This is a genomic window from Dactylosporangium sp. CS-033363, assembly GCF_050942475.1.
GTDB lineage: Bacteria > Actinomycetota > Actinomycetes > Mycobacteriales > Micromonosporaceae > Dactylosporangium.
This window is the reverse complement of sequence record NZ_CP192032.1, coordinates 8412958-8437461: the sequence shown is the minus strand read 5'-3', so window position 1 is coordinate 8437461 and position 24504 is coordinate 8412958. Positions and strand designations below refer to the sequence as shown.

The 24504-nt window shown below is 73.3% G+C and carries 24 protein-coding genes; 9 read left to right on the top strand and 15 right to left on the bottom strand.

Going from position 1 to position 24504, the window contains the following annotated elements:
• Positions 1 to 75: 75 nt before the first annotated feature.
• Positions 76 to 2061, top strand: a complete 1986-nt coding sequence (locus ACQPZ4_RS38815) for a GmrSD restriction endonuclease domain-containing protein (protein ID WP_433047552.1) — start codon at positions 76 to 78, stop codon at positions 2059 to 2061.
• Here the strand turns inward: ACQPZ4_RS38815 and ACQPZ4_RS38810 are convergent.
• The 3 genes from ACQPZ4_RS38810 to ACQPZ4_RS38800 all read right to left on the bottom strand — a co-directional run bounded on the left by ACQPZ4_RS38810 (position 2058) and on the right by ACQPZ4_RS38800 (position 4814).
• Positions 2058 to 2489 (bottom strand): hypothetical protein, encoded by a 432-nt coding sequence (locus ACQPZ4_RS38810; RefSeq protein WP_433047549.1) that lies wholly within the window; start codon positions 2487 to 2489, stop codon positions 2058 to 2060. The two genes, ACQPZ4_RS38815 and ACQPZ4_RS38810, sit on opposite strands and share 4 nt — an antisense overlap.
• Before the next feature lies 1 nt (position 2490).
• Positions 2491 to 3405: a ParA family protein gene (locus ACQPZ4_RS38805; RefSeq protein WP_433047546.1), complete on the bottom strand. Its 915-nt coding sequence runs from the start codon at positions 3403 to 3405 to the stop codon at positions 2491 to 2493.
• 134 nt (positions 3406 to 3539) lie between these two features.
• Positions 3540 to 4814, bottom strand: a complete 1275-nt coding sequence (locus ACQPZ4_RS38800) for a hypothetical protein (RefSeq protein WP_433047543.1) — start codon at positions 4812 to 4814, stop codon at positions 3540 to 3542.
• 488 nt (positions 4815 to 5302) lie between these two features.
• On the opposite strand from ACQPZ4_RS38800, the gene ACQPZ4_RS38795 reads away from it, so the two are divergent.
• Both ACQPZ4_RS38795 and ACQPZ4_RS38790 read left to right on the top strand, forming a co-directional pair.
• Positions 5303 to 5920, top strand: a complete 618-nt coding sequence (locus ACQPZ4_RS38795; protein ID WP_433047540.1) for a DUF1707 domain-containing protein — start codon at positions 5303 to 5305, stop codon at positions 5918 to 5920.
• Positions 5921 to 6079: 159 nt separating this feature from the next.
• Positions 6080 to 6724, top strand: a complete 645-nt coding sequence (locus tag ACQPZ4_RS38790) for an SIMPL domain-containing protein (RefSeq protein WP_433047537.1) — start codon at positions 6080 to 6082, stop codon at positions 6722 to 6724.
• Positions 6725 to 6728: 4 nt separating this feature from the next.
• On the opposite strand, the gene ACQPZ4_RS38785 is transcribed toward ACQPZ4_RS38790, so the two are convergent.
• The 10 genes from ACQPZ4_RS38785 to ACQPZ4_RS38740 all read right to left on the bottom strand — a co-directional run bounded on the left by ACQPZ4_RS38785 (position 6729) and on the right by ACQPZ4_RS38740 (position 17648).
• On the bottom strand, positions 6729 to 7538 hold the full coding sequence (locus ACQPZ4_RS38785; protein ID WP_433066826.1) for a siderophore-interacting protein: 810 nt from the start codon (positions 7536 to 7538) through the stop codon (positions 6729 to 6731).
• A gap of 199 nt (positions 7539 to 7737) precedes the next feature.
• Positions 7738 to 8055, bottom strand: coding sequence for a thioredoxin (gene trxA / locus ACQPZ4_RS38780; protein WP_433047534.1), 318 nt, complete (start codon positions 8053 to 8055; stop codon positions 7738 to 7740).
• The gene (locus ACQPZ4_RS38775) at positions 8052 to 8417 is read right to left on the bottom strand and encodes a MerR family transcriptional regulator (protein WP_433047531.1); all 366 of its coding nucleotides are present in this window, start codon (positions 8415 to 8417) and stop codon (positions 8052 to 8054) included. The genes trxA and ACQPZ4_RS38775 overlap by 4 nt, the downstream gene beginning before the upstream one ends.
• Positions 8418 to 8451: 34 nt before the next feature.
• Positions 8452 to 8865 carry an XRE family transcriptional regulator gene (locus tag ACQPZ4_RS38770; protein WP_433047528.1) on the bottom strand — a complete coding sequence of 138 codons (414 nt, stop codon included), beginning with the start codon at positions 8863 to 8865 and terminating at the stop codon, positions 8452 to 8454.
• A gap of 78 nt (positions 8866 to 8943) precedes the next feature.
• Positions 8944 to 10017, bottom strand: coding sequence for an MAB_1171c family putative transporter (locus ACQPZ4_RS38765; protein ID WP_433047525.1), 1074 nt, complete (start codon positions 10015 to 10017; stop codon positions 8944 to 8946).
• Positions 10004 to 10498, bottom strand: coding sequence for a hypothetical protein (locus ACQPZ4_RS38760; protein ID WP_433047522.1), 495 nt, complete (start codon positions 10496 to 10498; stop codon positions 10004 to 10006). Before ACQPZ4_RS38760 ends, ACQPZ4_RS38765 begins: the two co-directional genes overlap by 14 nt.
• Before the next feature lie 34 nt (positions 10499 to 10532).
• Positions 10533 to 11174, bottom strand: coding sequence for a hypothetical protein (locus ACQPZ4_RS38755; protein ID WP_433047519.1), 642 nt, complete (start codon positions 11172 to 11174; stop codon positions 10533 to 10535).
• 79 nt (positions 11175 to 11253) lie between these two features.
• Positions 11254 to 12783, bottom strand: a complete 1530-nt coding sequence (locus ACQPZ4_RS38750; protein ID WP_433047516.1) for an FAD-dependent monooxygenase — start codon at positions 12781 to 12783, stop codon at positions 11254 to 11256.
• 87 nt (positions 12784 to 12870) lie between these two features.
• On the bottom strand, positions 12871 to 15660 hold the full coding sequence (locus ACQPZ4_RS38745) for a helix-turn-helix transcriptional regulator (RefSeq protein WP_433047513.1): 2790 nt from the start codon (positions 15658 to 15660) through the stop codon (positions 12871 to 12873).
• Positions 15657 to 17648 carry an anthranilate synthase family protein gene (locus ACQPZ4_RS38740; RefSeq protein WP_433047510.1) on the bottom strand — a complete coding sequence of 664 codons (1992 nt, stop codon included), beginning with the start codon at positions 17646 to 17648 and terminating at the stop codon, positions 15657 to 15659. Before ACQPZ4_RS38740 ends, ACQPZ4_RS38745 begins: the two co-directional genes overlap by 4 nt.
• Before the next feature lie 89 nt (positions 17649 to 17737).
• On the opposite strand from ACQPZ4_RS38740, the gene ACQPZ4_RS38735 reads away from it, so the two are divergent.
• Genes ACQPZ4_RS38735 through ACQPZ4_RS38710 form a run of 6 tightly spaced genes read left to right on the top strand, consistent with a single transcriptional unit; the run spans position 17738 to position 23275 of the window.
• Positions 17738 to 18529: a 2-amino-3,7-dideoxy-D-threo-hept-6-ulosonate synthase gene (locus ACQPZ4_RS38735; RefSeq protein ID WP_433047507.1), complete on the top strand. Its 792-nt coding sequence runs from the start codon at positions 17738 to 17740 to the stop codon at positions 18527 to 18529.
• Between the two features lie 17 nt (positions 18530 to 18546).
• Entirely contained in the window at positions 18547 to 19647 is a 1101-nt protein-coding gene (locus ACQPZ4_RS38730; protein WP_433047504.1) for a 3-dehydroquinate synthase II family protein, read from the top strand.
• Between the two features lie 5 nt (positions 19648 to 19652).
• Positions 19653 to 20393 carry an amidohydrolase family protein gene (locus ACQPZ4_RS38725; protein ID WP_433047501.1) on the top strand — a complete coding sequence of 247 codons (741 nt, stop codon included), beginning with the start codon at positions 19653 to 19655 and terminating at the stop codon, positions 20391 to 20393.
• Positions 20390 to 21643, top strand: coding sequence for an AMP-binding protein (locus ACQPZ4_RS38720; RefSeq protein WP_433047498.1), 1254 nt, complete (start codon positions 20390 to 20392; stop codon positions 21641 to 21643). Before ACQPZ4_RS38725 ends, ACQPZ4_RS38720 begins: the two co-directional genes overlap by 4 nt.
• Positions 21609 to 22610, top strand: coding sequence for an FAD-dependent monooxygenase (locus tag ACQPZ4_RS38715; RefSeq protein ID WP_433047496.1), 1002 nt, complete (start codon positions 21609 to 21611; stop codon positions 22608 to 22610). The genes ACQPZ4_RS38720 and ACQPZ4_RS38715 overlap by 35 nt, the downstream gene beginning before the upstream one ends.
• A complete protein-coding gene (locus tag ACQPZ4_RS38710; protein ID WP_433047493.1) occupies positions 22607 to 23275 on the top strand; it encodes an isochorismatase family protein in 669 nt (222 codons plus the stop codon). The genes ACQPZ4_RS38715 and ACQPZ4_RS38710 overlap by 4 nt, the downstream gene beginning before the upstream one ends.
• Here the strand turns inward: ACQPZ4_RS38710 and ACQPZ4_RS38705 are convergent.
• Entirely contained in the window at positions 23229 to 23750 is a 522-nt protein-coding gene (locus tag ACQPZ4_RS38705) for a helix-turn-helix transcriptional regulator (RefSeq protein WP_433047490.1), read from the bottom strand. The genes ACQPZ4_RS38710 and ACQPZ4_RS38705 overlap by 47 nt on opposite strands.
• 62 nt (positions 23751 to 23812) lie before the next feature.
• On the bottom strand, positions 23813 to 24499 hold the full coding sequence (locus tag ACQPZ4_RS38700; protein WP_433047487.1) for a Crp/Fnr family transcriptional regulator: 687 nt from the start codon (positions 24497 to 24499) through the stop codon (positions 23813 to 23815).
• Positions 24500 to 24504 lie beyond the last annotated feature (5 nt).

Genomic DNA, 24504 nt, shown 5'->3' with positions numbered 1-24504 from the left:
CCCGCCGGACCATCCCTCCCGGCAAGCGCGACCGGGCGCTACCGTGCCCGCCGCGCCCCGGGAAGGATCGTTCGCATGCATATCGACCGGGCGACGTTGCATGTGAACGAGCTGATGCAGCGCATCTCGCGCACCGAGATCAGGCTGCCGGAACTGCAGCGCAGCTACGTCTGGCGTCCGACCCAGGTCGCGAAGCTCGTCGACTCGCTGTACCACGGCTTCCCGTTCGGCTCCCTGCTGTTCTGGCAGTCCGACGAGACCCCGGTGACCCGTGAGCTGGCGGTGACCGGTGCCGTGGAGAAGCTCACCCAGCCGCCCCTGTACCTGCTCGACGGGCAGCAGCGGCTGACCTCGCTGCACCGGGTCTTCCACAACGACCCCGAGGCCCAGATCGTCTTCCACGTCGAGAAGGAGCGGTTCCAGAACCAGAGCGCGGCCACGCGGGAAGATCCGAGCTGGATCAAGGTCCACACCCTGCTCCAGCGCAGCGAGCCGCTCATCTCGATGATCAAGCGGCTGACGGATGCCGGCAGCCAGCTCGACCTCCTGGAACTGGAACGCCGCCTGGTCGCCGTCCAGTCGCTGGGAGATCGGACCTTCCACGTCGAGACCCTGCGCGACTGCGGCTATCAGGAGGTCTCCGAGATCTTCGTCCGCGTCAACAGCGCCGGCCGCCATCTGAGCCGCGCCGACCTCGCGATGTCGACCCTCTCGGCGAAGTGGCCCGGCGTGCTCGACAAGTTCCAGAAGGAGGCCGTCCACTGGCGGCGGGCCGGATACGGCGACCTCGACGTGGAGTTCCTGTCCCGGGCGTTCGCCGGCGTGCTCTTCGGCGGCGGCATGTCCTCGTGGTCGGTGAACGATCTGAGCCGCGTCGACGAGGTCGCCCTGGCCAAGTCCTGGAAGACGGTGCAGCGCGGCCTGCGGCACCTGGTCCCGTTGCTCAAGGCCAATCTGGGACTCGCCCACTCCGGTCTGCTGCCCTCATTGGTGGCGCTGATCCCGCTGATCGTCCTGCTCGGCGAGCGGCCCGATGCGCCGATGGAGCAGCAGACCGCCGATGCGTTGGTCTACTGGCTCCTCATCGCCACGATCCGGGCCCGCTACTCGACCTCGTCGGACACCACGCTGTCCCGTGACATCCAGGCCGCCCGCAAGCCCGACCCGGCCCGGGAACTGCTGCACAACCTCGGCGTGTTCCAGTCGGTGCCGAGCATCACCGCCGAGTCCCTGGCCGGCCGGTCCAAGGAGAGCCCGTACTTCTTCCTCAGCTTGCTCGTGGCCCAGCGCAACAAGGCCCGGGACTGGTGGTACGCGACCTCGATCATGCCGGGGGAGAGCGACGACTTCCAGCTGCAGTACCACCACGTCCACCCGGTGGCGACACTCGACCGCTACGACAAGGGCGAGATCAACGACCTGGCCAACCTGGCCTTCATCTCCCGCAAGGCGAACCTCAAGATCAGCGATCGCTCGCCCCTCGACTACTTCCCGGACGTCGAGGTGGCCGCGCTGCGGGCGCACTACATCCCGCTCGACGAGGATCTCCGCGCCGCGACGGCCTTCCCGCGCTTCCTGGTCGAGCGCCGCCGGCTGCTGGCCGAGGCGATGACCGATCTGCTGTCGTCGTTCCGCCCGAAGTGGCTCGACCGGGCGGTGCCGAGCGGGCCCGCGGCGACGACCGACGGTTACAAGCTGACGATGGTCCTCTACGGCAGCGCCTGGGTCGACGACCGCCTGGTGTTCCGAGCGTCCGGCGTGAGCATCGACTGGACCGGCGTCACCGACATGGACGACTTCGCCAAGGCGATCGAGGCCGCCTGCACGGAGGGCCGGGACGGTGACGTGGTGATCAACGGTGAGTCGGTGCCGGTGCAGGTGCTGGAGGACGCGATCGAGGTGCCGATCGGGCCGTTCCTCGTCTCCGGCACCGCGCAGGAGTGGCTGGACATCCTCGACCGGGAGCGCGCCGTGATGCACTCGGTCGCCCAGATGCCGGCGGTGGAGGAGAAGCCGTGGGCCGGCGAGCGGATTGCGCTGCCGGCCAGTAGTACCGACTAGCGGTTCCAGGTGCCCGAGAAGACGGAGGCGGGGCGGTTGAGGAGACCGGCCGTACCCGCGGCGATGTTCTTGCGCAGTTGGGCCTTTGACTTGGCGCCCTTCGACGTTACCGGCGGGCCGATGCGGTCGGCCAGTTCGCGCATCTGGGGGAGGGAGAGGTCCTTGTCGCGGGACTGGAGGTAGCGCTCCACGGCGTCCTCCTCGGTCAGGGCCTTGATCTCGGCGATGAGCTCGTCCAGGTCGAGCTTGGCCTTCGGGGCCTTCGCGCGGGGCGCCGGGGACAGGGCGGTCGCGCTGCCGTCGGTGTCGCGGAACTCGACGTGGGCGCGGCCCTCGGCCAGGGCGGTCAATTGGTCCTCGGTGAGGGTGCCGAGGAGCCGGCCGATCTCGTTGAGCGCGAGCGCGGCCAGCTTGGGGGATTGGGTCACGTCACAACCTCTCGAACATCTTGAGCAGCTCGTCGACGCAGTCATTCAGGTTGGTGCGGATTTCGGGGGCGACACCGTTGGCGAGCATGGTCGGTACACCGAAACGGCCAGATGCCGCATAAGCGCTGCTGCGGTCCCGGAGCAGGGTGCCGAACACCGGCACGCCGAGGGCCGTCACCTCGTTGATGAACTGGGCCTGCACGTCGATCGGGCCGCCGTTGTGCCACTGGACCATGGTGAACAGCACGGCCACGCGGGGCATGCGCATCTCCGGCACGCCGTCGGGGGCGGCCTGGCGGTGCTTGTTGTAGTCCCGGGTGAGTTCGAGCAGCCGCTGGCCCATGACCTGGATCGCCTCGGTGGACAGGAAGTCCGGCCTCGCGGGCATCAGAAGCATGTCGGCGGCGACCGTGGCCATCTTGGTGGTGAGCGAGAAGGCGGGCGCGCAGTCGATGAGGACGACGTCGTACTTCGAGAAGGCCGGATCGGCGAGATCCTCGGCGAGCCGGCGGTGCAGGCCCACGAACTTGGCCGCCCGGACGTTGCCGGTGTTGTCCACGGCGCCGGGGATCAGGCTCTCGGAGTTGATGATGAGCGGGTCGGACGGCACCAGTTCCAGCCAGCCGCCCTGCTTGCCGATCAGCGCGTTGCACCGCGGCGGGCTGAACACCAGGTCGGCCAGCACCTGCGCGCGGCCCTTGTCGGGGGCGCGGAACCAGGCGCCGATGGTCTGCAGCTTCGACAGGAACAGCTGCGACTCGTCGACCGTGAAGAACGACTTGGTGAGGCTGGCCTGAGGATCGAGGTCGATCATCAGTACCTTCATGCCGCGCGCGGCCAGGCCCGCCCCGAGGTTCGCGGTGATGGTCGTCTTGCCCACGCCGCCCTTGTTGTTGACGACCGCCACGATCCTCACGCCCACCACCTCCGCGCGCTCGCACACCACGCTGGACGCTAGAGCAATCGGCAGGCGTTCGGCATCGGCCCGGGGTCGGCGGGCGGCGAGCCGTGTAGGTGTTGCATTCCGGCTCGCCGCAACCTAAAGGACGATCAGGCCTGCTCGGGCGAGGGGGACTCCTCGCGGCGCGCGTCCGGGGCCGTCTGGTTGTCCGGCTGGGTCGGCAGCTGCTCGGGGATCTGCCGGACCGGGGCGGGCACCTTCGGGTATTCGCCGGTGTCGCCGCCGCCCGCCGCCGCGGCCATGACCGCCGCCGCGGCCAGGTCGGCCACGCGCTTCGCCTCGCGCTGGACGCGGGCCCGGACCTCCTTGGCGTGCCGCTCGGCCGAGTCGGCGGCCTGGCGGGCGTGCTCGAGGCGGGTCAGCTCGCTGGTGAGGCTCTGCTTGGTCTCGCCCAGGCGCTGCTGCAGCTGGGTGACGTCGCGGCCGAGCGTCTGGGACTCGCTGCGCGACTCGGTCAGCTTGGTCTGGGTCGCCTCGAGCTCGGTCTGCAGCTGCGTGAGGGCCTTCTGCCGCGCCTGGATGTCCTGTTGTACGACCGTCAGCTGCTGCTGGTGCCGCGAGTTCTCCTCGTCGGCGCGCTTGCGCATGTCGGCCGCGTACTTCTGGGCGTCCGCGTGCAGCGCCGCGTTCTTCTGGTCCGCCGACTGCTTCTGCTGGGTCAGGTCGCGCTCGGTGTTCTGCCGCGCCTCGGTGAGATCGCGCTCGGTGCCGGCCTTGAGCTCCTCGATCTCGCGCTGCGCGGTCGCCTTCCACTGCGCGAGCTCCTGCTGCGCCTGGGCGCGGCCGGCCTTGACCTCCTGCAGCACCTGCTGGCGCGCGGCCTCGGCGAGCGCGTCGGCCTCGGCCCGCGTCTTCTCCATGTGCTCGACGCTCTGCTCGTGGATCCGCTTGGCCTCGGCCTCGGACCGCTCGCGGGCCCCCTCGCCGTCGGCGACGAGCTTCTCGGCGCGCTCCTTGGCCTCGGCGAGCGCCTTCTCGGCGTTGCCCTGGTGCTCGGCCGCCTTCTGCTCGGTGTTGTCGATGATCACACCGGCCTGCTTCTCGGCGAGCGCGAGAATCTGGTCGACCATCGGGCCGAGGTGGCGGAAGGAGGCCCGGTCGACCCGGGCGGGCCGCTGCCGTACCTCGTTCAGCTCCGCCTGCAGCTGCTTGAGCTGCGACGTGAGGTCCTGGATCTGGTTGGTCAGGTCCTGCGCCTGTCCCGCGGCGCGCTTGCGCTCCGCGCTCAGGCCGGAGATCTGCCGGTCGAGCTGGTTGAGGTACTGGTCGACCTGACGCTTGTCGTATCCCCGGACCTGCTGGGTGAAGTTGGGACGCGCGGAGGCGTCGTCACGCTGCGTCAACAGATCCCCGCCATGGGTCATGAATCGATCCTCCATACGATCGGGAAGCTTGTGACGCCGCCGCTCACGCACGGTGGCAAACGGTCCGCCAGCACATCCAAAACGCTACCGAGGCCCTTGCGCAAGTCTTCGGTTTGTTTCGCTCACAATATGTGGCCAGCCCGTTTTTTCCGGATTTATCGGTACGTGTCGCGACCACTGTGGACAATCAGTCACCCAAACGACACCGCGCGTCCGATCCGCTGCCCGCCTGGCCGACAGCGCCACGACCAGCGGGCCCGCACAGGTGTACCCGCCCGTCCGGGCCATTCGAGCCGATGTAACTGCCCGTCCGGGTATCGGGAACCGTACGGTGCAAGATCTCCCGCTGATCGCGCGGCAACCGTGCGGCGGACCCGCGTGATGGCCGACCCGTCGCGCCCAGGTGGATCTCGGACGGCCTTTCGGCCGACTCGCGTGATGGTCGACCGGCTCCCGCAGTCATGTGCGTACGGCCTACGCTGTTCGCCATGGCCGACCTCCCCGAGCGCCTGGACCCCCGTCAGATGCGAGCCTCGGACGCCGACCGCGAGCGGGTGGCCGAGGTCCTGCGCACCGCGGCCGCCGAGGGACGCCTCGACCTGGACGAGGTCGACGAGCGGTTGCACGCGGTGTACGCGGCCCGCACGTACGCCGACCTCGAACCCATGGTCCAGGACCTCCCGAGCGCCCAGTCGGCCCCCGTGCCGCTGCTGGACGGCGTGCCGCCCCGCCCGGGCGAGGTGCCGCAGACCGGCCAGGCGGTCGCCGTCATGAGCGGCTTCGTCCGCCGCGGCCCGTGGCTCGTCCCGAAGATCTTCACGAGCTTCACCATGTGGGGCGGCGGCACCATCGACCTGCGCGAGGCCCGCATGCTCCACGGCGAGGTCACGATCCGCTGCTTCGCCCTCATGGGTGGCGTCAACGTCATCGTCCCGGAGGACGCCGAGCTCCACGTCACGGGCGTCGGCTTCATGGGCGGCTTCGCCCAGGACGCCTCCGGCCCCGGCCGCCACGGCGCCCCACGCATCACGGTGACCGGCTTCGCCATGTGGGGCGGCGTGGGCGTCGAGCGCCGCCGCCGCAAACAGCACGAGGCCGGCTCCTAGCCTTGGGCGCCCGCGGTATGGGGTGAGGCGGGCTTGAGCGCCGCCGCCGCAAGCGGCGCGAGGCCGGCTCCTAGGGTTGGGCGCCCGCGGTATGGGGTGAGGCGGGCTTGAGCGCCGCCGCCGCAAGCGGCGCGAGGCCGGCTCCTTAGGCTGGGCGGCATGACGACGGTTGCGGTGCGCGGCGAGGCGGTGCGTGAGGTCGACCCCGAGCTGGCCGAGTTCACGGTGGTGGTGTCGGCCCGCGACCGGGACCGGGACGCGACCCTCCAGCGCCTTCGCGAGCGCGCCGAGGCGTTCCGGCAGTTCCTGGACCGCTTCGGCGAGGCCGTCGAGAAGCGAGAGACTTCAGGCCTTCACGTGTACCCGGAAAGCGCGGGCAAACGCGGCGAGCGGATCACGGCGTACCACGGCAGCGTTTCGACGACGGTCACGATCAAGGACTTCGCGGCGCTCGGGGAGTTGATGCTCGCGGCCGCGGGGCAGGAGCAGACCGAGGTGCGCGGCCCGTTCTGGTCGGTGCGGCCGGACAGCCCGGTGCACAAGGAGGCGCGGCGCGAGGCCGTGCGGGACGCGATCGCGCGGGCCCGGGAGTACGCCGAGGCGCTCGGCGCCGAGCTCATCGAGCTCACCGAGCTGGCCGACCCCGGCCTGAGCCGCGCCGAGGGCATCCAGACGTTCAGGGGCGGCTACGGCGGCGGGATGATGAAGAGCCAGTCCACCGCCGAGCTGCAGCTCGACCCCCAGCGCCAGCGCATCTCGGCCGCCGTCGAGGCCCGGTTCACCATCACCGCGCCGGTGCTCTGACGCACTACGAGAAGGCCGGCTCCTGTTCGGCCTCGATCTGGGCGTTCCAGTCGCGCTTCGACGCCTGCCAGCCGTCCTCGTCGTGGCCGAGGCGCCAGTAGCCCGACACCGACATGCGGGTGCGGGGGAGGTTGCGGTCGATCCGGAGGTACCGGCGAAGGTCTTTGACGAAACTCGCCTCTCCGTGGACGAACGCGTGCACGGAATCCGGATCGGCGTCGGCCGGGAACGGGTGGGACAGGACGGCGGGCACGAGCGCCGAGCCGATCGGGCCCCGGCCGCGGTCCAGCCAGGTGATGCCCGGAATGTCCTGCCGGTCGGCCGGGTCGCCGAGCTCGACGAAGGCCGCGAAGTCCGCCCCGGACGGGAGGTGCGGCAGGGCGGCGGCGATGGCCGGCAGGGCGCTCTCGTCGCCGGCCAGCAGGTGCCAGGTGGCCTTCGGGTCGGGGGCGTAGGCGCCGCCGGGCCCGCCGAAGTGCAGCTCGTCGCCGGGGCGGGCGTTGACGGCCCACTGCGCGGCCAGGCCGGTGTCGCCGTGCAGGACGAAGTCCAGCGTGAGCTCGCGGGCCTGCGGGTCCCACTCGCGCACCGTGTACGTCCTGGTCACCGGCCACGCCTCGCGCGGCATGCTCGCCCGCACGTGGGCCAGGTCCAGGGGGCTCGGATAGTCGACGCCCGGGCGCGGGAACATCAGCTTGACGTAGTGGTCGGTGTACTCGCCCGCGGCGAACCGGGACAGGCCTTCACCGCCGAGCACGACGCGGTGCATGTTCGGGGTCAGGCGCTCGGAGCGTACGACCCGGCCGGTGTGCATGACGGGTGCGGGCCTGGGCCCGGACGAAAGAACGGACACACTGGCCAGGGTAGTCTGCCCTAACCCGCAACCGCCCTCCTCCTCCGAGCTTGATCCCGCGCTTTGTGACACACCCGACCCCGGGATCAGACACCGCGCGCGAATACCCCGCCGGGCGAAAAGTCCGATAAGTCGCGGCGCGCCGGCGCCCGACTTGTCGTCAGAGCGCCGCGTCCAACTGCTCCCGCAGCCGGCCCTTCGGCCGCGCCCCCACCACCTGCGACACCACGGCGCCGCCGGAGAACACGGCCAACGTCGGCATGGACATGACTCCGTACGCGCGGGCCGTCAGGGGGTTGTCGTCGGCGTTCAGCTTGACCACGCGCGCGCGGCCCGCGTACTCCGCCGAGAGTTCGTCCAGCAGCGGCGCTATGCGGTGGCACGGCGGGCACCACTCGGCCCAGAAGTCCACGAGGACCGGTACGTCGCTGGCCAGGACCTCGGATGCGAACGTGGCGTCCGTCACCTCGGTTGTCATGATTGTTCCTCCATCGCGGTGGCCTGTTCCAACTCCTGGGACACGACGCTGCGCACGGCCAGCAGGCGGGCGATGCACCCGTCCAGGTCGGCCAGTTTGCGGCCCAGCACCTCGATCGAGCCCGGGCACTCCGCTCCCGTGGCGCGGCCCGAGCGCAGGCACTCGACGAAGGGGCGGGTGTCCTCGAGGTTGAAGCCGATCTCCAGCAGGGACCGGATCTCGCGGACCAGGCGCAGGTCGGACTCGTCGTAGTCGCGGTAGCCGTTGGTGGCGCGCCTGGCCGCCAGCAGGCCGTGCTGCTCGTAGTAGCGCAGGGCGCGGGCGCTGGTGCCCGCCCGCTCCGCCAACTCGCTGATCCGCATACCAGCACGGTAAACGTTGACACCCGCGTCAACGCTAGTCCGATTCGGGGAGACCCTCGATGCGCCGGGCGTGCTCGATCATGCCGTGGATGGCCTCCAGGCTCGGGGCGGACAGGCCCGCGGCGCGCAGGGCGACCGAGCGGACGGCGCTGTCGCGCAGGGCGGCCAGCAGGTCGAGCTGCTCCTCGATGCGGCGGGAGGTGTCCGGGTCGTCGTCCAGGAAGTAGGCGGCGTTGACGCCGAAGAACTCGGCCAGGGCTTCCAGGTGGCGCTTGGTGGGGTTGTCGCGGGTGCCCTTGCGCAGCTGCCACACGTAGGTGTGCGAGATCATCACGCCGCGGTCGCGGATGGCCGCGGCGACCTCCTCGTAGGTGTATTCGCCGCGGCCGGCGGGGTGCACGGTGCGGAACAGGCGGTCCAGCTTGGCCGCGAGCGTCGGCTCACTCATCGCATCAACCCTTGACAATCCCACCGGTCGGATGGAAATCTCCATCATAAGCTCAGATTTACGGGCACCGTGCGTCCATCAACTCACGTTTACGGCGGGGGGCGCATCGGGCGGATCGTTGTGGCCGGGTGGCCGGGTCGGCGCCAATTCGGGGGTGGCCACAACGCTTCCAGCCCGCAGGAGGGCGCGCGCCTGCTCCACCAGGCTCGTGTCGGCGTCCGCGGGTGCCTGCTGAGCTTGCCCCAGCTCCCACTGGGCGTCGCGGATCTCGATGATCCGGCGGTACAGCCGCAGGTCGACGCCCCGGATCGTCAGCACGTCGGCCAGGCGGCCCGGGGGATCGCCCAGGACGACGTGCGGCACCTTGGCGACGGCATCGGCCCACATGGGACGCAGCCGCTGCAGGGCGAGATAGTGGGACAGCCGGCGCCGCACGCCGCCGATGGCCGGCAGGGCGGCGCCCGAGGCGAACAGCAGCAGCATCGTGGCCAGGATGACCCGGGACAGGCTCTCGGCGCCCGGGCCGTTCATGATCTCGCTGCCCAGGGCGTTGCTCACCTGGAACGCGACCCGGTTGAGGATGAACAGCAGCCCGACCAGGCCGGCCGCGGTCAGCAGCCGCAGCCCGATCCGCAGCAGCCCCGGTGCGGCCCGCCCGGCCGCGGGGTGGAACAGCGCCAGGCAGGTGGCGAGGCCGACGAACAGGCCGAACTGGGTGAGCACGCCGTACGCGGTGACCAGCGGGGTCCCGGCGTGCTCGGCCACGAAGTCGCCGCGGGCGGGGCTGCGCGGGACCAGGAGGAACAGCACGATCATCGTCGCGCCGGCCAGCCCGAGCAGGACGTAGGCCCAGCGGCGCAGCCGGGGACGCTCGCCGACCGGTCCCGGCATGAGGCCGGCGAGGTGCACGATCGCCGCGGAGGCGGCCACGGTGGCGAGGTTCTTCAGCGGTACCGAAATGTCGGCCACCTGCAGCAGCCGGTCCGTCGCGAACGAGATCTCCCGCCGGTTGAACGTGAACGACAGCGCCGCGAGCAGGGCGACCAGCCGGATCGCCCGGCCCCGGGGCGGCTGCGGGGTCGCGAAGCGCCAGATCGTGAACGCCCAGAACGAGCCCAGGACCAGGAACTCGAGGGTGTCAGCGAAGGCCATGCGCCGGTCCCGGGATGAGCGCCTCGTGCAGGCCCTGCAGCAGCGGGTCGTCGCTGCGCGGCTCGGTGCCGCCGCGCAGGGCCCGGCCGCTGATCATCGTGGCGATCATCTCGGCCACCTGCTCCTGCGGGGCCGAGTACGTCGTGCGCATCAGGACCCGGGCCACCGTGGCCGGGTCGAGGTCGGGCAGCACCAGCCCCGGCGCCTTGTGGTCGCAGAGGATGTGGCCGATCTCGTGCAGGATGATGTGCCGGCGGTGCAGCGGGTCGGCGCCCGCCGCGTAGAAGATGTGGTCGGCCTGGTCGGTGGCGAGCCACAGCCCGCACGGCGCGCCGGCCGGTGCGGGCTGTGGGTGCAGGTGCAGGTCGCGGCCGCGGCGGGCGGCGATGTAGGACAGGAACACCGACAGGTCGAAGGGGTCCGGCACCTCGATGTCCGCGATCAGGCGCCGGCACTCCCGCTCAAGCCGCCGCAGTCGCACGCCGCCAGACTAGCGGCAAGAAGGCGAAATGCCCTCAGGCGGTACGCCGAAGATGATCACTGAGCAGCGTGGCCGCGCGCACCGCCGCCATCTGTCCGTCCCGGATGAGCATGAGGTCCTCGACGGCGCAGGCGGGGGGCGTGTGCCCGAGCGCGGCCGCCAGGTGCTGGTTGGCCCGCGACCACTTGGTCAGCGACGCGCACACCTCGCCCTCCAGGGCGGTCGGCGACAGCGGGCCGGCCGCGTTGACCGCGTCGAGCATCCGCTCCCGGTGCTGCCAGTAGGACCAGACCTTGGCCTCGTCGATGAGCTGGGCCACGGCGTCGCTGCGGCGGTAGTACAGCGCCAGCTGGATCGAGTCCGTGCGCCCGTCGCGGATGAACGCGTCGATCAACGGGTGCCGGGCGTGCGCCCCGGCGACCTCGTAGAACGTGCTGCGGCTGCCGTTGGGCGAGGCCGCCTCGACGATGCTCTTCCAGGTCAGCGGGGCCCCGGGCGCCGCGGCGACGAGGCCCGCCACCGCGCGGAAGTAGACGGTCTTGGTGCGCCAGTGGCTGCGCTTGGCCGTCGGGTTCGCCGACAGGCGCTTGTGCCAGCGGCTCACGACGGTGTTGCCGAGTTCCCGGCCGAAGTCCGGGGAGGCCGTCAGATAAGGCGCCAGGGTCGTCATGCTCATCGGTCCTGTCCTGCCTGTCGGTGGTGGGCGGGGCGTCCTCCGAGCGTGGCCGCCGGGTTGCTCCGGGACCATCACGCGTTTACGTGGTCTTGCCGCTGACCAGGTCCAAGACGGCGTCCCAGTCGTTCGGGACCGTATCGGCACACCACGCCACGTGCCGGTCGGGACGGACCAGGGCCAGCGGGCGATCCCAGCGGGTGCGCACGCTCATGTCGGCGACGGCCAGGTGCGTCACCGGGATGCCCCGCAGCGTGGCCGCGGCGACCAGGGGCCGCCCGTCCGCCGCCGCCGTGAGGTCGACCAGGGTCAGCTCCGGCCCGAACCGGTCGGCCAGCGTCTCGCCGCCGTCCAGGTGCAGGTCGGGGACCCGCCCGCCGGGCCGCACGGCGCCGGCCGGGCCGCTGGGCCAGACCACGGACGACTTGGTGTGCCGGGCCGGCAGGGCGCGGGCGTCGGGCCGGTGCGCCTCCTGCCGCAGCACCCCGGCGAGCAGCTCGGGGGCCGCTCCGGCGGCGCTGAGCCGGCCGAAGCGCCGGCGCGTCTCCAGCGCCCGGGCCAGCAGCTCCCGGTCGAGCAGGGCGCTGGGCCGCCGCTCGGACTCGTAGCTGGCCAGCAGCGCCGGCCCGCCCCAGCCGTTGATCTCGGCGGCCAGCTTCCAGCCCAGGTCGACCGCGTCGGCGAGGCTGGTGTCGGCGAGCTCGCCGGCCGGGTGGAAGCGGTGCGCGGCCTCGCCGGCCAGGAAGACCGGGCCGCGCCGGTACGCCGAGGCCACGCCCAGCGCGTCGTCCCACTGGGCCACCCCGAGGATCTCGGGCGACTCCAGCTCGCTGCCCAGCCGGGCGCGGAGCATCGCGACCGGGTCGGTGCTCACCGGCTCGTCGGCGCCGATCGGCAGGTGGGCCACCCAGGTGTCGCCGTCGCCGCGGGCCACGCTGGTCACGCCGCCGACGACCACGACGACCGGGGTGCCGTTCTTGGCCGGCAACCGGGGATCGGTACTGCGGAAGAACACCGAGCAGTGCTGGGCCGGGCTGCCGAGGTTCTCCATCGGCACCTCCAGGCAGCGCCGGACGGTGCTCTGCGCGCCGTCGCAGCCGACCAGGTGCCGCGCCGTCACGGTGTGCCGCACGCCCGCGCGCACGTCGAGGACGGTGGCCACGGCGCCCTCGGGGTCGACCCGCAGGCCGGTGAACGTCCAGCCCTCGCGCAGGTCGACGAGCGGGTGCTCGCGCAGCTTGTCGCGCAGCCGCCGGGTCAGCTCGGCGGCCGGGATGCGGTGCTCGGGACCGCCGTCCGGCAGCGCCTCATCGAGCAGGAACGAGCCGGGCGCGACCAGCACGGGGTCGTCGTCCAGGCTGGTCCGCCACTCCACGTCCTCGGGGTCGGCGGGCCCGGAACCGTACCGGCGGACCAGCGCGGCCAGCCCGAGCCGGCGTACCAGCGCCATGGCGTGGCCGGTGAGCCGGTCCACGCCGGGGTGCCGGGGCGGGGCCACCGCCCGCTCCACGACCAGGCAGGGCACGTTGTGGTGGGCGAGCTCCAGCGCGAGGACGGCGCCGGTCGGGCCCGCGCCGACCACCAGGACCTGCGTGCTCGTGGGCGTCGTCACCGGTGATCCCCCATCCCTCGACCTCGGCGACGCCTTCGTCGCCAATGGTCATGTTCGGGTCAGGGGGACCCATCGCACATCACGTGTTCACGGGATTTCCCGGTCCTGGGAGACAAGCGTGGCCAGCTCGACCCGGCCGCGCAGGTCCAGCTTGGTGAAGATCTTGCGCAGGTGACTGTCCACGGTGTGCCGGGACAGGTGCAGGGCGCTGGCCACCTGCCGGTTGGTCAGGCCGTCGGCGACCTGCAGGGCCACGTTCTGCTCGGCCGGGGTGAGCTGGCGCAGCGGCGAGCCGGGGCGGAACACCGGCCGCTCGGTCGGCGCCTTGGGGCCGCCCAGGCTGAACTCCAGCCGCCGGCGCGCGCGCTCGGCCCGGCAGTCCGTGACGATCGCGATCGCCTCGGCGGCCCAGGCCCGGCCCTGCTGCTCGTCGGCGCTGTTCAGGGCGGCGTCCTCGAGGGCTCCGGCAAGGGCAAGGCGTCTCGGTGTACGCCGAAATCGCTCGACCGCCCCCCGCAGCAGCCACGGGTCGCCGGTCAGGACCCCCTCGGCGTGATCGGCCGCCGCGGCGAGGGACAGGATGCCGGTGTTGCGGGCGGCCAGGGCGCGGGCGGCGGCGACCACGGTCCGGGCCCGCGGCAGGTCGTCGGCCCGCACCGCGATGTGCACGAGGGCCGGCGCGCTGGTCGGGTCCTGTGCGATCAGCACCGGCCGCTCGGGCAGCGCGTCGACCACGCCGGACAGCACGGTCAGGGCCGCCTCGGGACCGGCCACGGCCTCCTGCAGGACGCCCTCCGGCCAGTACATGTCCTCCGGCGCGCAGCTGATCCCGGCGGCCATCCGGCGGTGCATGTGCGCGAGATGGGCCTGGGCCTGCGGCAGGTCGCCCTGCAGGACGGCAAGCCTCGTGAGTTGCCCCAGCAGCGGCACCGCCAGCGCGTACGCGGCCAGGTTGAGCGCGACGGCCACCCCGGCCTCGGCCTCGGCGGCGGCGTCGTCGAGCTTGCCGCGGGCCGTGAGCAGGGCGGCGTGGTAGTAGTGCCAGAGCGGGGTGGACCAGGCGGTGCCGAGCCGCTCGGACTCGCGGCGGCCGCGCGCGTAGGTCTCCTCGGCCTCGTCGAAGCGGTCGAGGGCGGCCTGCGCGTCGCCGAGCCAGATCCGCGGGTGGCGGTGCGCGGCGTCGCCCCGGACCTTGTCGGCGATGCCGGTGGCGTGCTCGGCGTGGCCGAAGGCGTCGTCGAGGCGGCCCTGGGCCTGCGCGACCAGGCTGCGCCCGGTGAGCCCGAAGACCGAGGCGGCGTACTCCCCGGCCGCCAGCCCGGCCGCCGTGGCCGCCTCGCCGTCGGCGTCGGCCCCGGGCAGGTCGCGGTGGTAGAAGCGGGCGTGGGCGCGGATCGCGTGCAGCTTGGCCCGCACGGACTCGGGCGCGCCGGCGACGGCCAGGCCCTGGTCGGCGTACTGCACCGCCGTCCCGTTGTGCCCCGCGTGCTTGAACGCCTCGGCCAGCCCGAGCTTGAGCATGGCCTCGGTGCGCGGGTCGAGCCCGGAGCGCAGCGCGGTCTCGCCGAGGTCCTGGGCCCGCTCGAGGCGGCCGGCCGAGGCGAGCAGCCCGACCGCGTCGGCGACCAGCGGCACCCGCTCCCGGTCGTGCTCGCCGATCATGCCCAGGGCCCGCTCGATCAGGTCGGCGGCGGTGCTCGGCGCGGCCGGGGCGACCTCCAGGGCGGCCTCGTGCAGGATCGTGACCGCCTCGCGCCGCCCGGACCGGCCGGTCTTGAGCAGGTGCTCGGCGACCTCGACGGGCGGGCGGCCCTCGGCCCGGGCGATCACCGCGGCCTGGCGGTGCATGAGGGTCGAGACGGCGCCGCTGAGCGTGCCGTAGACGGCCAGCCGGACCAGGTCGTGCACGAACTCCAGCTCGTCGCCGTTGTCGACCAGCACCCCGGCCGCCGTGGCCTCCTTGACCTGGGTCAGCAGCGTCGCCGGGCGCACGTCGAGCAGCTCCGCGACCCCCTCGATGCCGAACGGCCGGCCGAACACCGACGCGGCCCGCAGCAGCTCCTGGGTGTCGCCGGACAGCCCGTGCAGCATTTGGTCGACGATCGTGATGAAGCTCGACGGCAGCTCCTCGCCGACCACGGTGCCGATGCCGTCGGCCACGACCAGCTGCCCGGTCAGGTGCAGGGTCCGGACCAGCTGCTCGACCTGCAGCGGGTTGCCGTCGCAGCCGCCGGCCAGGGCGAGCACGGTGTTGTCGACGTCGGCCCCGACCACGTGCGCGCACAGCCGGCGCACCGCCTCGTCGTCGAGGGTGCCGAGGGTGATCTGCTCGTGCCCGTCGCGGACGAGCCGCTCGATGAGCTGCTGGCCGGGGGTACCGCTGGGCGCCGGCCGATGCGCGAAGAGCCAGCGCACGGGGGAGGAGGCCAGGGCCGGGACGAGCTCGGCGACGGCCAGCGCGGACAGCTCGTCCATCCACTGCGCGTCGTCGATGGCGATCACGAGGGGCCGCTGGGCCGCGTAGTCCTCCAGCGCGGCGCCGAGGCGCTCCAGCGTCCGGTACTGCGCGTCGTCGTCCTCCCGCAGCCAGCCGATCGCGGGCTCGGCCGGGCGCAGCTGCTGCAGCGCGGATGCCAGGGTGATCAGCGGCGCGGCCCGGTCCAGCTCGAACGCGGCGCGGGCGGCGACGGCCACCCCGCGGGCCTGCCCGCAGTGCGTCGCCGCGCGCATGAGGTGGGACTTGCCGATGCCGGCCGAGCCGGTGACGATCGTGCATCCGCCGAACCCGTCGGCGGCGCCGGACACCGCCTTTCGCAGGGCGGCGAGTTCGCGGTCGCGCCCGAATGTCCCAGCGGCCGTGCTCGTCAGCGAAATCACCCCTGATGGTCGGACGCGTTGTCGGACGTTTTACCCGAGTGCGGCTGGAAAACCGTATTCGGCCCGTGTTGATTCTCGCGTTCCGTGAAGATCCACTTGAACAGCCTTTCGGGGGAGCCGGACGAACCCGGACGGCATCCTCCGTCGGTCCGATGTCGTCCTGCTCCCGGCCCGGCCGTCGGCGCGACCAGGATTTCGGCCAGCAGGCGGCGCAGAATCGCGGGGCCGTGCTCGGTCAGCACCGATTCGACGTGGAACTGTATTGACCGCGCTCTTCCGATACGCATTGCGTGCACGGCGCCGGTCCCTGCATCCCGCAATATCCCAATCGGCTCGTGCACGCCGTCACGCACGGTTGTCACATGAATAGCATTCATTCGATGGTTCGGGACCCCTTCGGCGGGCCCGCAGACGGCGACGAAGGTGTTGTAGAAGCCGACCCGGCCGAAGCCCGGGATCCGCCGCGGCTCGCCCTGGGCCGGGCGGGTCAGCCGGCGGATCGGCAGCCCGAGCTCGTCGGCCAGGACCTGGTGGCCGAGGCACACGGCGAGGGTCGGGGTGCGCTCCGCGAGCAGCCGCCGGGCGATCTCGTGCAGCCGGTCGATGCGCGGGTCGCTGCGGTCGCGGGGGTCGCCGGGGCCGGGGCCGAGCACGACGGCGTCGTACCCGTCGCGGAGCCGGGTGCCCAGGTCGACGCGCAGCCCGAGGACCTCGATCAGCCGGGCCAGCATGGCGGTGAAGTCGTCCTCGTTGTCGATGATCAGCACCCGCCCGGCCAGCGGCCGCAGCCGCACCGGGCGGCCGAGCCAGAACGGGGACAGGCCGGCGTTGCGGCGGCGGAGGGCTCGCTCGACGCGCGGGAGCTTTGGCAGTACCGTCGCCGCGTTTTCGCCTTTCAGAGCCCCGACCAGGGCCGCCGCCTTGGCCCGGGTCTCCGCCGCCTCGGCCGCCGGGTCTCCGTGGCGCACCAGCGTCGCCCCGACCGAGACGGTGACCGAGCCGTCGGGCGCGATCTCGGCGGTGCGGATGGTCAGCGCCGAGTCCAGCGACCCGGGGGCCAGCAGGGCCACCGCCCCGCCGTAGTAGCCGCGCCCGGTCCCCTCGCGCTCGGCGATCACCCGGCACGCGGCCGCGATCGGGCTGCCGGTCACCGTCGGGGCGGGCAGGGTCGCGCGCAGCACCGCGGCCGGCCCGAGCGCCGTCGGCCCGTCGATGATGTACTCGGTGTGCGCCAGCCGGGACATCGGCCGCAGCCAGGGCCCGCGCAGCCGCCCGCCGCCGGCGCAGATCCGGGCCATGGTCTTGAGCTCCTCGTCGGCGACCATGAACAGCTCCTCGGTCTCCTTGCGGTCGGCGAGGAACCGGCGCAGGCCGCGGGCGGTGGGGCCGCCGGGCGGGTAGCGGTACGTGCCGCTGATCGGGTTCATCGCCGCGATCCCGCTGTCCAGGCGGGCCTGCGACTCGGGGGTGGCGCCGAGCAGCGTGCGGCCCCGGCAGTGCAGCAGGAACGTCCAGTAGGCGCCGCGCTCGGCCAGCAGCAGTCCCCGGAACACCGCCGCCGCCCCCCATCGCGTGCAGTCCGCCATCCGGGCCCGCCAGGTGCGCCGGATGACGAAGTTCGAACCCGTGCCGCCGCCGATGTCCTCGGCGACGACCTGCCGGACGATCTTGGCATACTCCTCGTCGTCAAGATCGAAGCCGCCCTCGACCAGGTCCGGGATGGCGGCCGGCAGCAGGGCCAGCGCCTCCTCGACCGGCAGCGAGTCCGACCAGGTGACGGCCAGGGCCAGCAGGGGCGCGCCGTCGTCGACGCAGGCCAGGCCGCGCTCGGCGATCGCCCGGTACGGCAGCGCCGCCACCACCTCGCCGGTCAGCGGCTCCGGGAGCGCGTCGAGCGGGGTGCCGACCCGCAGCTCGACCCGGTCGTCGCGGCACAACAGGGCGAAGGCCTCGGCATCGGCGATACGCTGCAACCACGGGTGCGTCATGCCCGCCACCGTGGCAGCGGCCCCGCGCAGGCGGCCACTACCCATTGAGGTAGTGGGAGCTGCACCGGCCGGCTTCTAGCGTTCCGGACGTGGCTCACAACGACAGCTTCGCCCGCCGGGTTCGGCTGGACCGGTTGTACCGTAACGGATCCGGCGGCCTGCTCGTGGTGCCGCTCGATCACCCGATCAGCGGCGCCCCCATCATCCACAGTGGACAGAGTCTGGACCGGCTGGCCGGCGAGCTCGCCGCCGGCGGGGCCGACGCCGTGGTCCTGCACAAGGGCGCGCTGCGCCAGGTCGCCCCGCACCGCTTCCGCGACCTCGGCCTCATCGTCCACCTCTCCGCCGGCACCGGCCTGTCCGCCGACCCCGACGCCAAGGTGCTCGTCTGCTCGGTCGCCGAGGCGCTGCGGCTCGGCGCCGACGCGGTCAGCGTGCACGTCAACGCGGGCTCGCTCACCGAGCCCCGGCAGCTGGCCGACCTGGCCGCGGTGGCCGGCGACTGCGCCCGCTGGGGCGTGCCGCTGCTCGCCATGGTCTACGCCCGCGGCCCCGCGATCGCCGACGGCCGCGCCCCGCACCTGGTCGCGCACGCCGCCGCCATCGCCGCCGAGCTCGGCGCCGACCTGGTCAAGACCGCGATGCCGCGGACCCTGGCCGACCTGGCGACCGTCGTCGGCGACTGCCCGATCCCGTTCCTGGCCGCCGGCGGCGACGCCCGCGACAGCGCCGCCGCCCTGGCCCACCTGGCCGACGCGATGCGGGCCGGCGCGGGCGGGATCGCCGCCGGCCGGCTGGTCTTCAACGCCCCCGAGCCGGCCGCGATGGTCCGCCGGCTCGCCGCCCTCGTCCACGACCGCGACCTGGCCCACAGCCGGTAGAAGGAGTGCATACCCCCATGAAGCAGTGCTGGCTCGACATCCGCGCCGCCGACGAGCTCAAGTCCGCCCTGTGCCAGGAGGCGATCCACCGGGGCTTCGACGCCATCGTCGCCGACGACCCGGCCGACCTGGCCGGCCTCCCGCCCACCGTGTCCCGGGTCCTGCTGCCGGGCAAGGAGCTGCCGGACGCGTTCGGCGACGCCGACCTCGTGATCGTCGACCCGGCGGTGCACGGCGAGCCCGGCCGGCTCGCCGCCCGCCACCCGGGCGTCCGCTTCGGCGGCTACGTCGACGTGACCGACGCCGACACCCTGGCCGCGGCCTGCGCGAGCGTGACCCGCGACCCGTGCACCGTGCTGCGCTTCGCCGACCCGACCAACATCCCGCTCGAGATCGTGCTGGCCGCCGCGGCCGACGCGCACGGGCTCATCATCACCACCGTCGAGCGGGCCGCCGACGCGCCCGTGTTCCTCGGCGTGCTCGAGCGGGGCCCGGACGGGGTGATGCTGGCCCCGCACGCACCCGGCGAGGCGGGCAGGCTCAAGGACGCCGTCGAGCGCCGCTCGCCGGACCTGGCGCTCACCGAGCTGACCGTCACCGCGATCACGCACGCCGGGATGGGCGAGCGGGCGTGCGTGGACACGTGCACGTACCTGGCCCGGGACGAGGGCATCCTGGTCGGCTCGCGGGCCAAGGCGCTCGTGCTCTGCGTGAGCGAGACGCACCCGCTGCCCTACATGCCGACCCGGCCGTTCCGGGTGAACGCCGGCGCGATCATGTCCTACACGCTCGCCGACGCCGAGCACACCCGGTACCTCAGCGAGCTGCGCGCCGGCGGCACCGTCCTGGCCGTCGGGGTCGACGGGCGCACCCGCCCGGCCGTCGTCGGCCGGATCAAGATCGAGACGCGGCCGCTGCTGTCCATCGACGCCGTCGCCGACACCGGCGAGGAGGTCAACGTGATCGTCCAGGACGACTGGCACGTGCGCATCCTCGGCCCCGGCGGCGCGGTGCTGAACTCGACCGCGCTGCGCCCCGGCGACCGCATCCTCGGGTACCTGCCGCAGCGCGAGCGCCACGTCGGGTACCCCATCGACGAGCTGTGCTACGAGCAGTGATCGCGATGTTCGACTTTCACGCGCGGCTGACCCCCGGCCCCGGTGCCGCCGAAGCCCTGCTCGGCGCGCTGGACGAGGCCGGGGTCGAGCGGGCCGCGGTCTGCGCCGGCGGGGTGGTCGGCCTGGACCGGCTCTCGGTGCAGATCGTCGACGGCGGGCGCAGCAAGGCCCTCGCGGACAACGCCGGGGTCCTGCGCGCCTGCCAGGAGTCCGGCGGGCGGCTCGTGCCGTTCTTCTTCGCCGACCCCTACCGCGACGCCGCCGGCTACGAGGAGGCCGCGCCCTGCTACCGGGGCCTGGAGATCTCCCCGGCCGTGCACGGCTTCCGGCTCGACGACCCGCGGGTCGACGTGCTCGTGCGCATTGCCGCACGACACCGCCATCCCGTGTACGTCGTGTGCCTCGCCCGCCCCGGCACGCGCACCGAGGACCTGGTGGTGCTGGCCGGGCGCCACCCGGACGTCACCTTCGTCTCCGGCCACTGCGGGCACACCGGCCTCGACGCGGCCGGGCTGAACCTGGTGGCGCCGCACCCCAACATCGCCGTCGAGCTCTCCGGCTGCTTCACCGCCGTGGCCCGCCTCGCGGTGCGCCGGCTGGGCGCGCACCGGGTGCTGTTCGGCACCGAGCACCCGCTGCAGCACCCGAGCGTCGAGGTCGCCAAGCTGCGCGCCCTCGGCCTCGACCCCGACGAGCTCGCCCTGGTCTCGTCCGGCAACGCCGACCGCCTCCTGGAGTGCCGATGAAGCTGCCACAGCTCGGGGACTGGGACGGCTTCGCGGCCCTCGCCCGGCTCCAGCAGGAGCGGCTCCCCGCCGTGTACGCCGCGGCCGAGCGCTCCCCGTTCTACCGGAAGAAGGGCGTCGCGGAGCTGCCCGAGCAGCCGCTGACCACCAAACAGGACCTGCGCGAGGCGTACCCGTTCGGCCTGCTCGCCTGCGACCGCGCGGACCTCGCGACCTACCACGAGTCCAGCGGCAGCAGCGGCGAGCCGACGGCGTCGTACTACACCGAGGCCGACTGGCTCGACCTCGCCGAGCGGTTCGCCCGCAAGTGGACCGGCATCACGGCCGACGACACGCTGATGGTCCGCACCCCGTACGCCCTCATGATCACCGGGCACCTCGCGCACGCGGCCGCCCGGCTGCGCGGCGCGACCGTGGTGCCGGCCGACAACCGCTCGCTGGCCACGCCGTACTCCCGCGTGGTCCGCCTGCTGCACGACCTCGGCGTCACCATCACCTGGTCGCTGCCGACGGACACGCTGCTGTGGGCGGCGGCCGCGCGGGTCGGCGGCTACCGCGACTTCCCGCACCTGCGCGCCCTGTTCGTCGGCGGGGAGCCGGTCGGCCCGGCCCGCAAGGCCCGCATCGGGCGGGTGTGGGGCGCGCCGGTCGTGGAGGAGTACGGCGCGACCGAGACCGGCAGCCTGGCCGGCGAGTGCGAGCACGGCACCATGCACCTGTGGGCCGACCGGGCCGTGTTCGAGGTGCAGGACCCCGCGACGGGGGAGCTTCGGCCCGACGGGCGCGGCCGGCTGGTCGTGACGCCGCTCTACCGCGACGCCATGCCCCTGCTGCGCTACGCCATCGAGGACGAGGTCGAGGTGTCGTACCGCGACTGCCCCTGCGGCTGGCACCTGCCCGCCGTGCGCATGCTGGGCCGGTTCGCCCGCGGCGGCCTGACCCAGCTGGGCCTGGAGGAGCTGGTCTTCGCGCTGCCCGACGACTTCGGCGTCTGGTTCTGGCGGGCCCGCGTCGACGGCGGCCGGCTGCGCGTCGAGATCGAGGTCGCGGACCGGTGGCGGGCGGCCGCGACGGCGACCCTGGACGGGGCCCTGCGCGCCGCGTACCCGCACGTCGAGCCGCTCGTGGTGGCCGTGCCGCCGGGGGAGCTCGTGCCGCACCGGCTGCTCACGGCCACGGCCGAGGTGATGAAGCCGCGCGGGCTGTTCGGGCCGGGTGAGGACTGGGACCGTGCGCTGCGGTACTACTGACCCGCTCGTCGTCGGCGCGGGCGTCGGCGGCCTCACGGCGGCCGTCGCCCTCGCCGCGCACGGGCTCTCGTGCACCGTGGTCGAGCGCGCGCCCGCCCTGGCCGCATCGGGCTACGGCATCCAGCTCCCGCCGAACGCCACGCGCGTCCTGCGCGAGCTCGGCGTGGACCTGGCGCCGGTCTCCTTGCGTCCGGAGGCGCGGGAGATCCGGCGCTGGTCGGACGGCGCCCTGCTGGGCCGGATTCCGTTGGGCGACGCGGCTCTGGAGCGTTACGGCGCCCCCTATCTCACCCTGCGCCGGGCTGATCTCCTGCGGGGGCTCTTCAGGAACGTCAGAGTCCACTTTGGACAGACGTATGCCGCGAGAACTGATAGCATGTTGGTGGTTGGCGCCGACGGCCTCAACTCTACGGTCCGCGGGATGCTGACGGACGACGCGCCGGTCGACGTCGGCTACACCGCCTATCGCGCGGTCGTGAAGGCGGCGGCCCCGCCGGTCGTGACGGTGTGGCTCGGCCCGGGCGCGCACGCCGTCGCCTACCCGGTGCCCGGCGGCCTCAACCTCGTCGCCGTCACCGCGACCGGGCTCGAGGCCTTCCACGGCTGGCACGCGCCCGTGCGCGACCTCGTCAAACAAGCCGGGCGCGGGTTCGCGCTGCGCACCCGCCCGCCGCTGCCGGCCTGGCACCGCGACGGCGTGGTCGTCATCGGCGACGCCGCCCACCCCATGCCGCCGTTCCTCGCCCAGGGCGCCGCCCAGGCCATCGAGGACGCCGCCGCCCTGCCCGAGCACCTCGACGACCTCGCCGCGTTCGAAGCGCTGCGCCGCCCCCGGGCCGAGCGGGTGGCGGCGGCCGGCGCGGCCGGCGGTACCGACTACCACCTCCCGGACGGCCCCGGGCAACGACAACGAGACGAGCGCATCGCGGCCTCCGCGCTGCCCGACCAGGATTGGTTGTTCACGTGAGCATTCCCGCCGTCGCCCCGTACCCGATGCCCGTGCCGCTCCGCGAGGGCCCGGCGCCCTGGAAGGCCGACCCGTCCCGCTGCGCGCTGCTCATCCACGACATGCAGCGGTACTTCGTCGACCGCTTCGACCCGCGGGAGTCGCCCGGCCGCGAGCTGCGGTCCAATGTGGACAGGCTGCGGCAGGCGTGCGCGGCGCTCGGGATCCCCGTCCGGTACACCGCGCAGCCCGGCCGGATGAGCCGCGCCGACCGGGGCCTGCTGCACGACGTGTGGGGCGAGGGCATGACGGATGACGAGGCCGGCCGCGGCCTCGTGTTCGCCCCCGCCGACGGGGCGGAGGTGGTGACCAAGTGGCGGTACAGCGCCTTCCACCGCACCCCGCTGCTGGCCGACCTGCGCCGGCTCGGCCGCGACCAGCTCGTCGTGTGCGGGGTGTTCGCGCACCTGGGCTGCCTGCTGACCGCCTGCGACGCGTACGCGCTGGACATCGAGCCGTTCCTGGTCGCCGACGCGATGGCCGACTTCACCGCGGCCGACCACGCGATGGCCCTGGACTACGCGGCGCGCAGCTGCGCCGCCACCCCGACGACGGAGCGGCTGCTGGAGTGGCTCGGCGTCAGCGACGGGCCCGGGCCAGCGCGGCCAGCTCCACCCGCGAGCTGATCCCGAGCTTCCGGAACGTCCGGCGCAGGTGGTAGTTCACGGTGTGGCGGGTGCGGCCGATCCGGTGCGCGATCTGCTGGTTCGTCAGCGCCCGCCCGACCAGCTCGGCGATCCGCCGCTCCTGCTCGGTGAGCGCCTCCCAGCCGGTCACCGGCGCCGGCTTGGCCTCGGCCCCGGACCGCGGCAGCGCCGCCGCCTCGGCCCGCAGCGCCGCCGCGGCCGGCTTGCACAGCGTTTCCGCGACCGCCGCGTGGACGAGCTCGTCGGGGAACGTCGCCCGGTCGCCGACGTTCACGAGCAGGCCGGCGGCCAGGATCTCGTCGAGGTACGGCAGCAGCTGGGCGGTCGCGCACCGCATGAGGCGGGCCAGGTCCAGCACGCCGAAGCACGGCCCGAGCACCGTGGCCACCTGGAGGATGCGCCGGGCCGGGGCGGACAGCGCGGCCAGCCGCGCCGGAACCGATAGCGGTTGCATGCCGCTATGGTGCGGCGGCCCGTACCGCGGGATCGGCTACAAGTATGGGGTTGGCCGAAAAACTACGGCTCGAGTTCCGCCAGGGCCCGCATGCCGGCCGGGTCGAGGATGGTGAGCCGGCGGTACCCGGTGCTGAGCAGGCCCCGGGAGCGCAGGTCGCGGATCGCGTTCTGCACCGTGGCCTGCGCGATCGCGATCATCGTGGCCAGCTCGGGCTGGCTGAGCGGCACCGCGATCTCGATCCCGCCGTTCGCGGCCGGGCGCCCGCACAGCTCCGCGATCTCGACGAGCAGGCGGGCCAGGCGCACGTGGGCGGGGTACACCGCGAAGTCCGTCCTTCGGCGGTTGGCCCAGGACAGCTGACCGGCCAGGGCGGCCGTCACGCGCGCGGCCGCGGCCGGGTGGCGGCGCAGGAAGTCCTCGAACGCGGCGCGGCTCAGCACGCCCGCCGTGACCCGCCCGCACGCCGTGACGGTCGCGTTGCGCGGCGCCCCGGTCAGCGCGCCGACCTCGCCGACGAGCTCGCCCGGGACCCGGATGCCCAGCAGCGTCTCGAACCCGTCGACCGACGTGGTCACCTTGACGAACCCGGCGATCAGCAGCTCCACGTGGGTCTCGACGTCGCCCTCGCGCAGCACCACCCGGCCGGGCGCGAACTGCCGCACGGTGGCCCGGCCGACCAGCTCCTTCGCGGTCGCCTCGGGCAGGCTCCCGAGGAACGTGCTGGGGGACCAGTCCGGCGACGTCATGCGGC

What these genes read in the sequence shown, in the direction of transcription:
- ACQPZ4_RS38740 (WP_433047510.1), bottom strand. Translation starts at nt 17,648, where the DNA reads ATGACGCACCCGTGGTTGCAGCGTATCGCCGATGCCGAGGCCTTCGCC.
- ACQPZ4_RS38770 (WP_433047528.1), bottom strand. Translation starts at nt 8,865, where the DNA reads ATGAGTGAGCCGACGCTCGCGGCCAAGCTGGACCGCCTGTTCCGCACC.
- ACQPZ4_RS38775 (WP_433047531.1), bottom strand. Translation starts at nt 8,417, where the DNA reads ATGCGGATCAGCGAGTTGGCGGAGCGGGCGGGCACCAGCGCCCGCGCC.
- ACQPZ4_RS38725 (WP_433047501.1), top strand. Translation starts at nt 19,653, where the DNA reads ATGTTCGACTTTCACGCGCGGCTGACCCCCGGCCCCGGTGCCGCCGAA.
- ACQPZ4_RS38785 (WP_433066826.1), bottom strand. Translation starts at nt 7,538, where the DNA reads ATGCACACCGGCCGGGTCGTACGCTCCGAGCGCCTGACCCCGAACATG.
- ACQPZ4_RS38765 (WP_433047525.1), bottom strand. Translation starts at nt 10,017, where the DNA reads ATGGCCTTCGCTGACACCCTCGAGTTCCTGGTCCTGGGCTCGTTCTGG.
- ACQPZ4_RS38730 (WP_433047504.1), top strand. Translation starts at nt 18,547, where the DNA reads ATGAAGCAGTGCTGGCTCGACATCCGCGCCGCCGACGAGCTCAAGTCC.
- ACQPZ4_RS38755 (WP_433047519.1), bottom strand. Translation starts at nt 11,174, where the DNA reads ATGAGCATGACGACCCTGGCGCCTTATCTGACGGCCTCCCCGGACTTC.
- ACQPZ4_RS38700 (WP_433047487.1), bottom strand. Translation starts at nt 24,499, where the DNA reads ATGACGTCGCCGGACTGGTCCCCCAGCACGTTCCTCGGGAGCCTGCCC.
- ACQPZ4_RS38720 (WP_433047498.1), top strand. Translation starts at nt 20,390, where the DNA reads ATGAAGCTGCCACAGCTCGGGGACTGGGACGGCTTCGCGGCCCTCGCC.
- trxA (WP_433047534.1), bottom strand. Translation starts at nt 8,055, where the DNA reads ATGACAACCGAGGTGACGGACGCCACGTTCGCATCCGAGGTCCTGGCC.
- ACQPZ4_RS38800 (WP_433047543.1), bottom strand. Translation starts at nt 4,814, where the DNA reads ATGACCCATGGCGGGGATCTGTTGACGCAGCGTGACGACGCCTCCGCG.
- ACQPZ4_RS38815 (WP_433047552.1), top strand. Translation starts at nt 76, where the DNA reads ATGCATATCGACCGGGCGACGTTGCATGTGAACGAGCTGATGCAGCGC.
- ACQPZ4_RS38795 (WP_433047540.1), top strand. Translation starts at nt 5,303, where the DNA reads ATGGCCGACCTCCCCGAGCGCCTGGACCCCCGTCAGATGCGAGCCTCG.
- ACQPZ4_RS38705 (WP_433047490.1), bottom strand. Translation starts at nt 23,750, where the DNA reads ATGCAACCGCTATCGGTTCCGGCGCGGCTGGCCGCGCTGTCCGCCCCG.
- ACQPZ4_RS38790 (WP_433047537.1), top strand. Translation starts at nt 6,080, where the DNA reads ATGACGACGGTTGCGGTGCGCGGCGAGGCGGTGCGTGAGGTCGACCCC.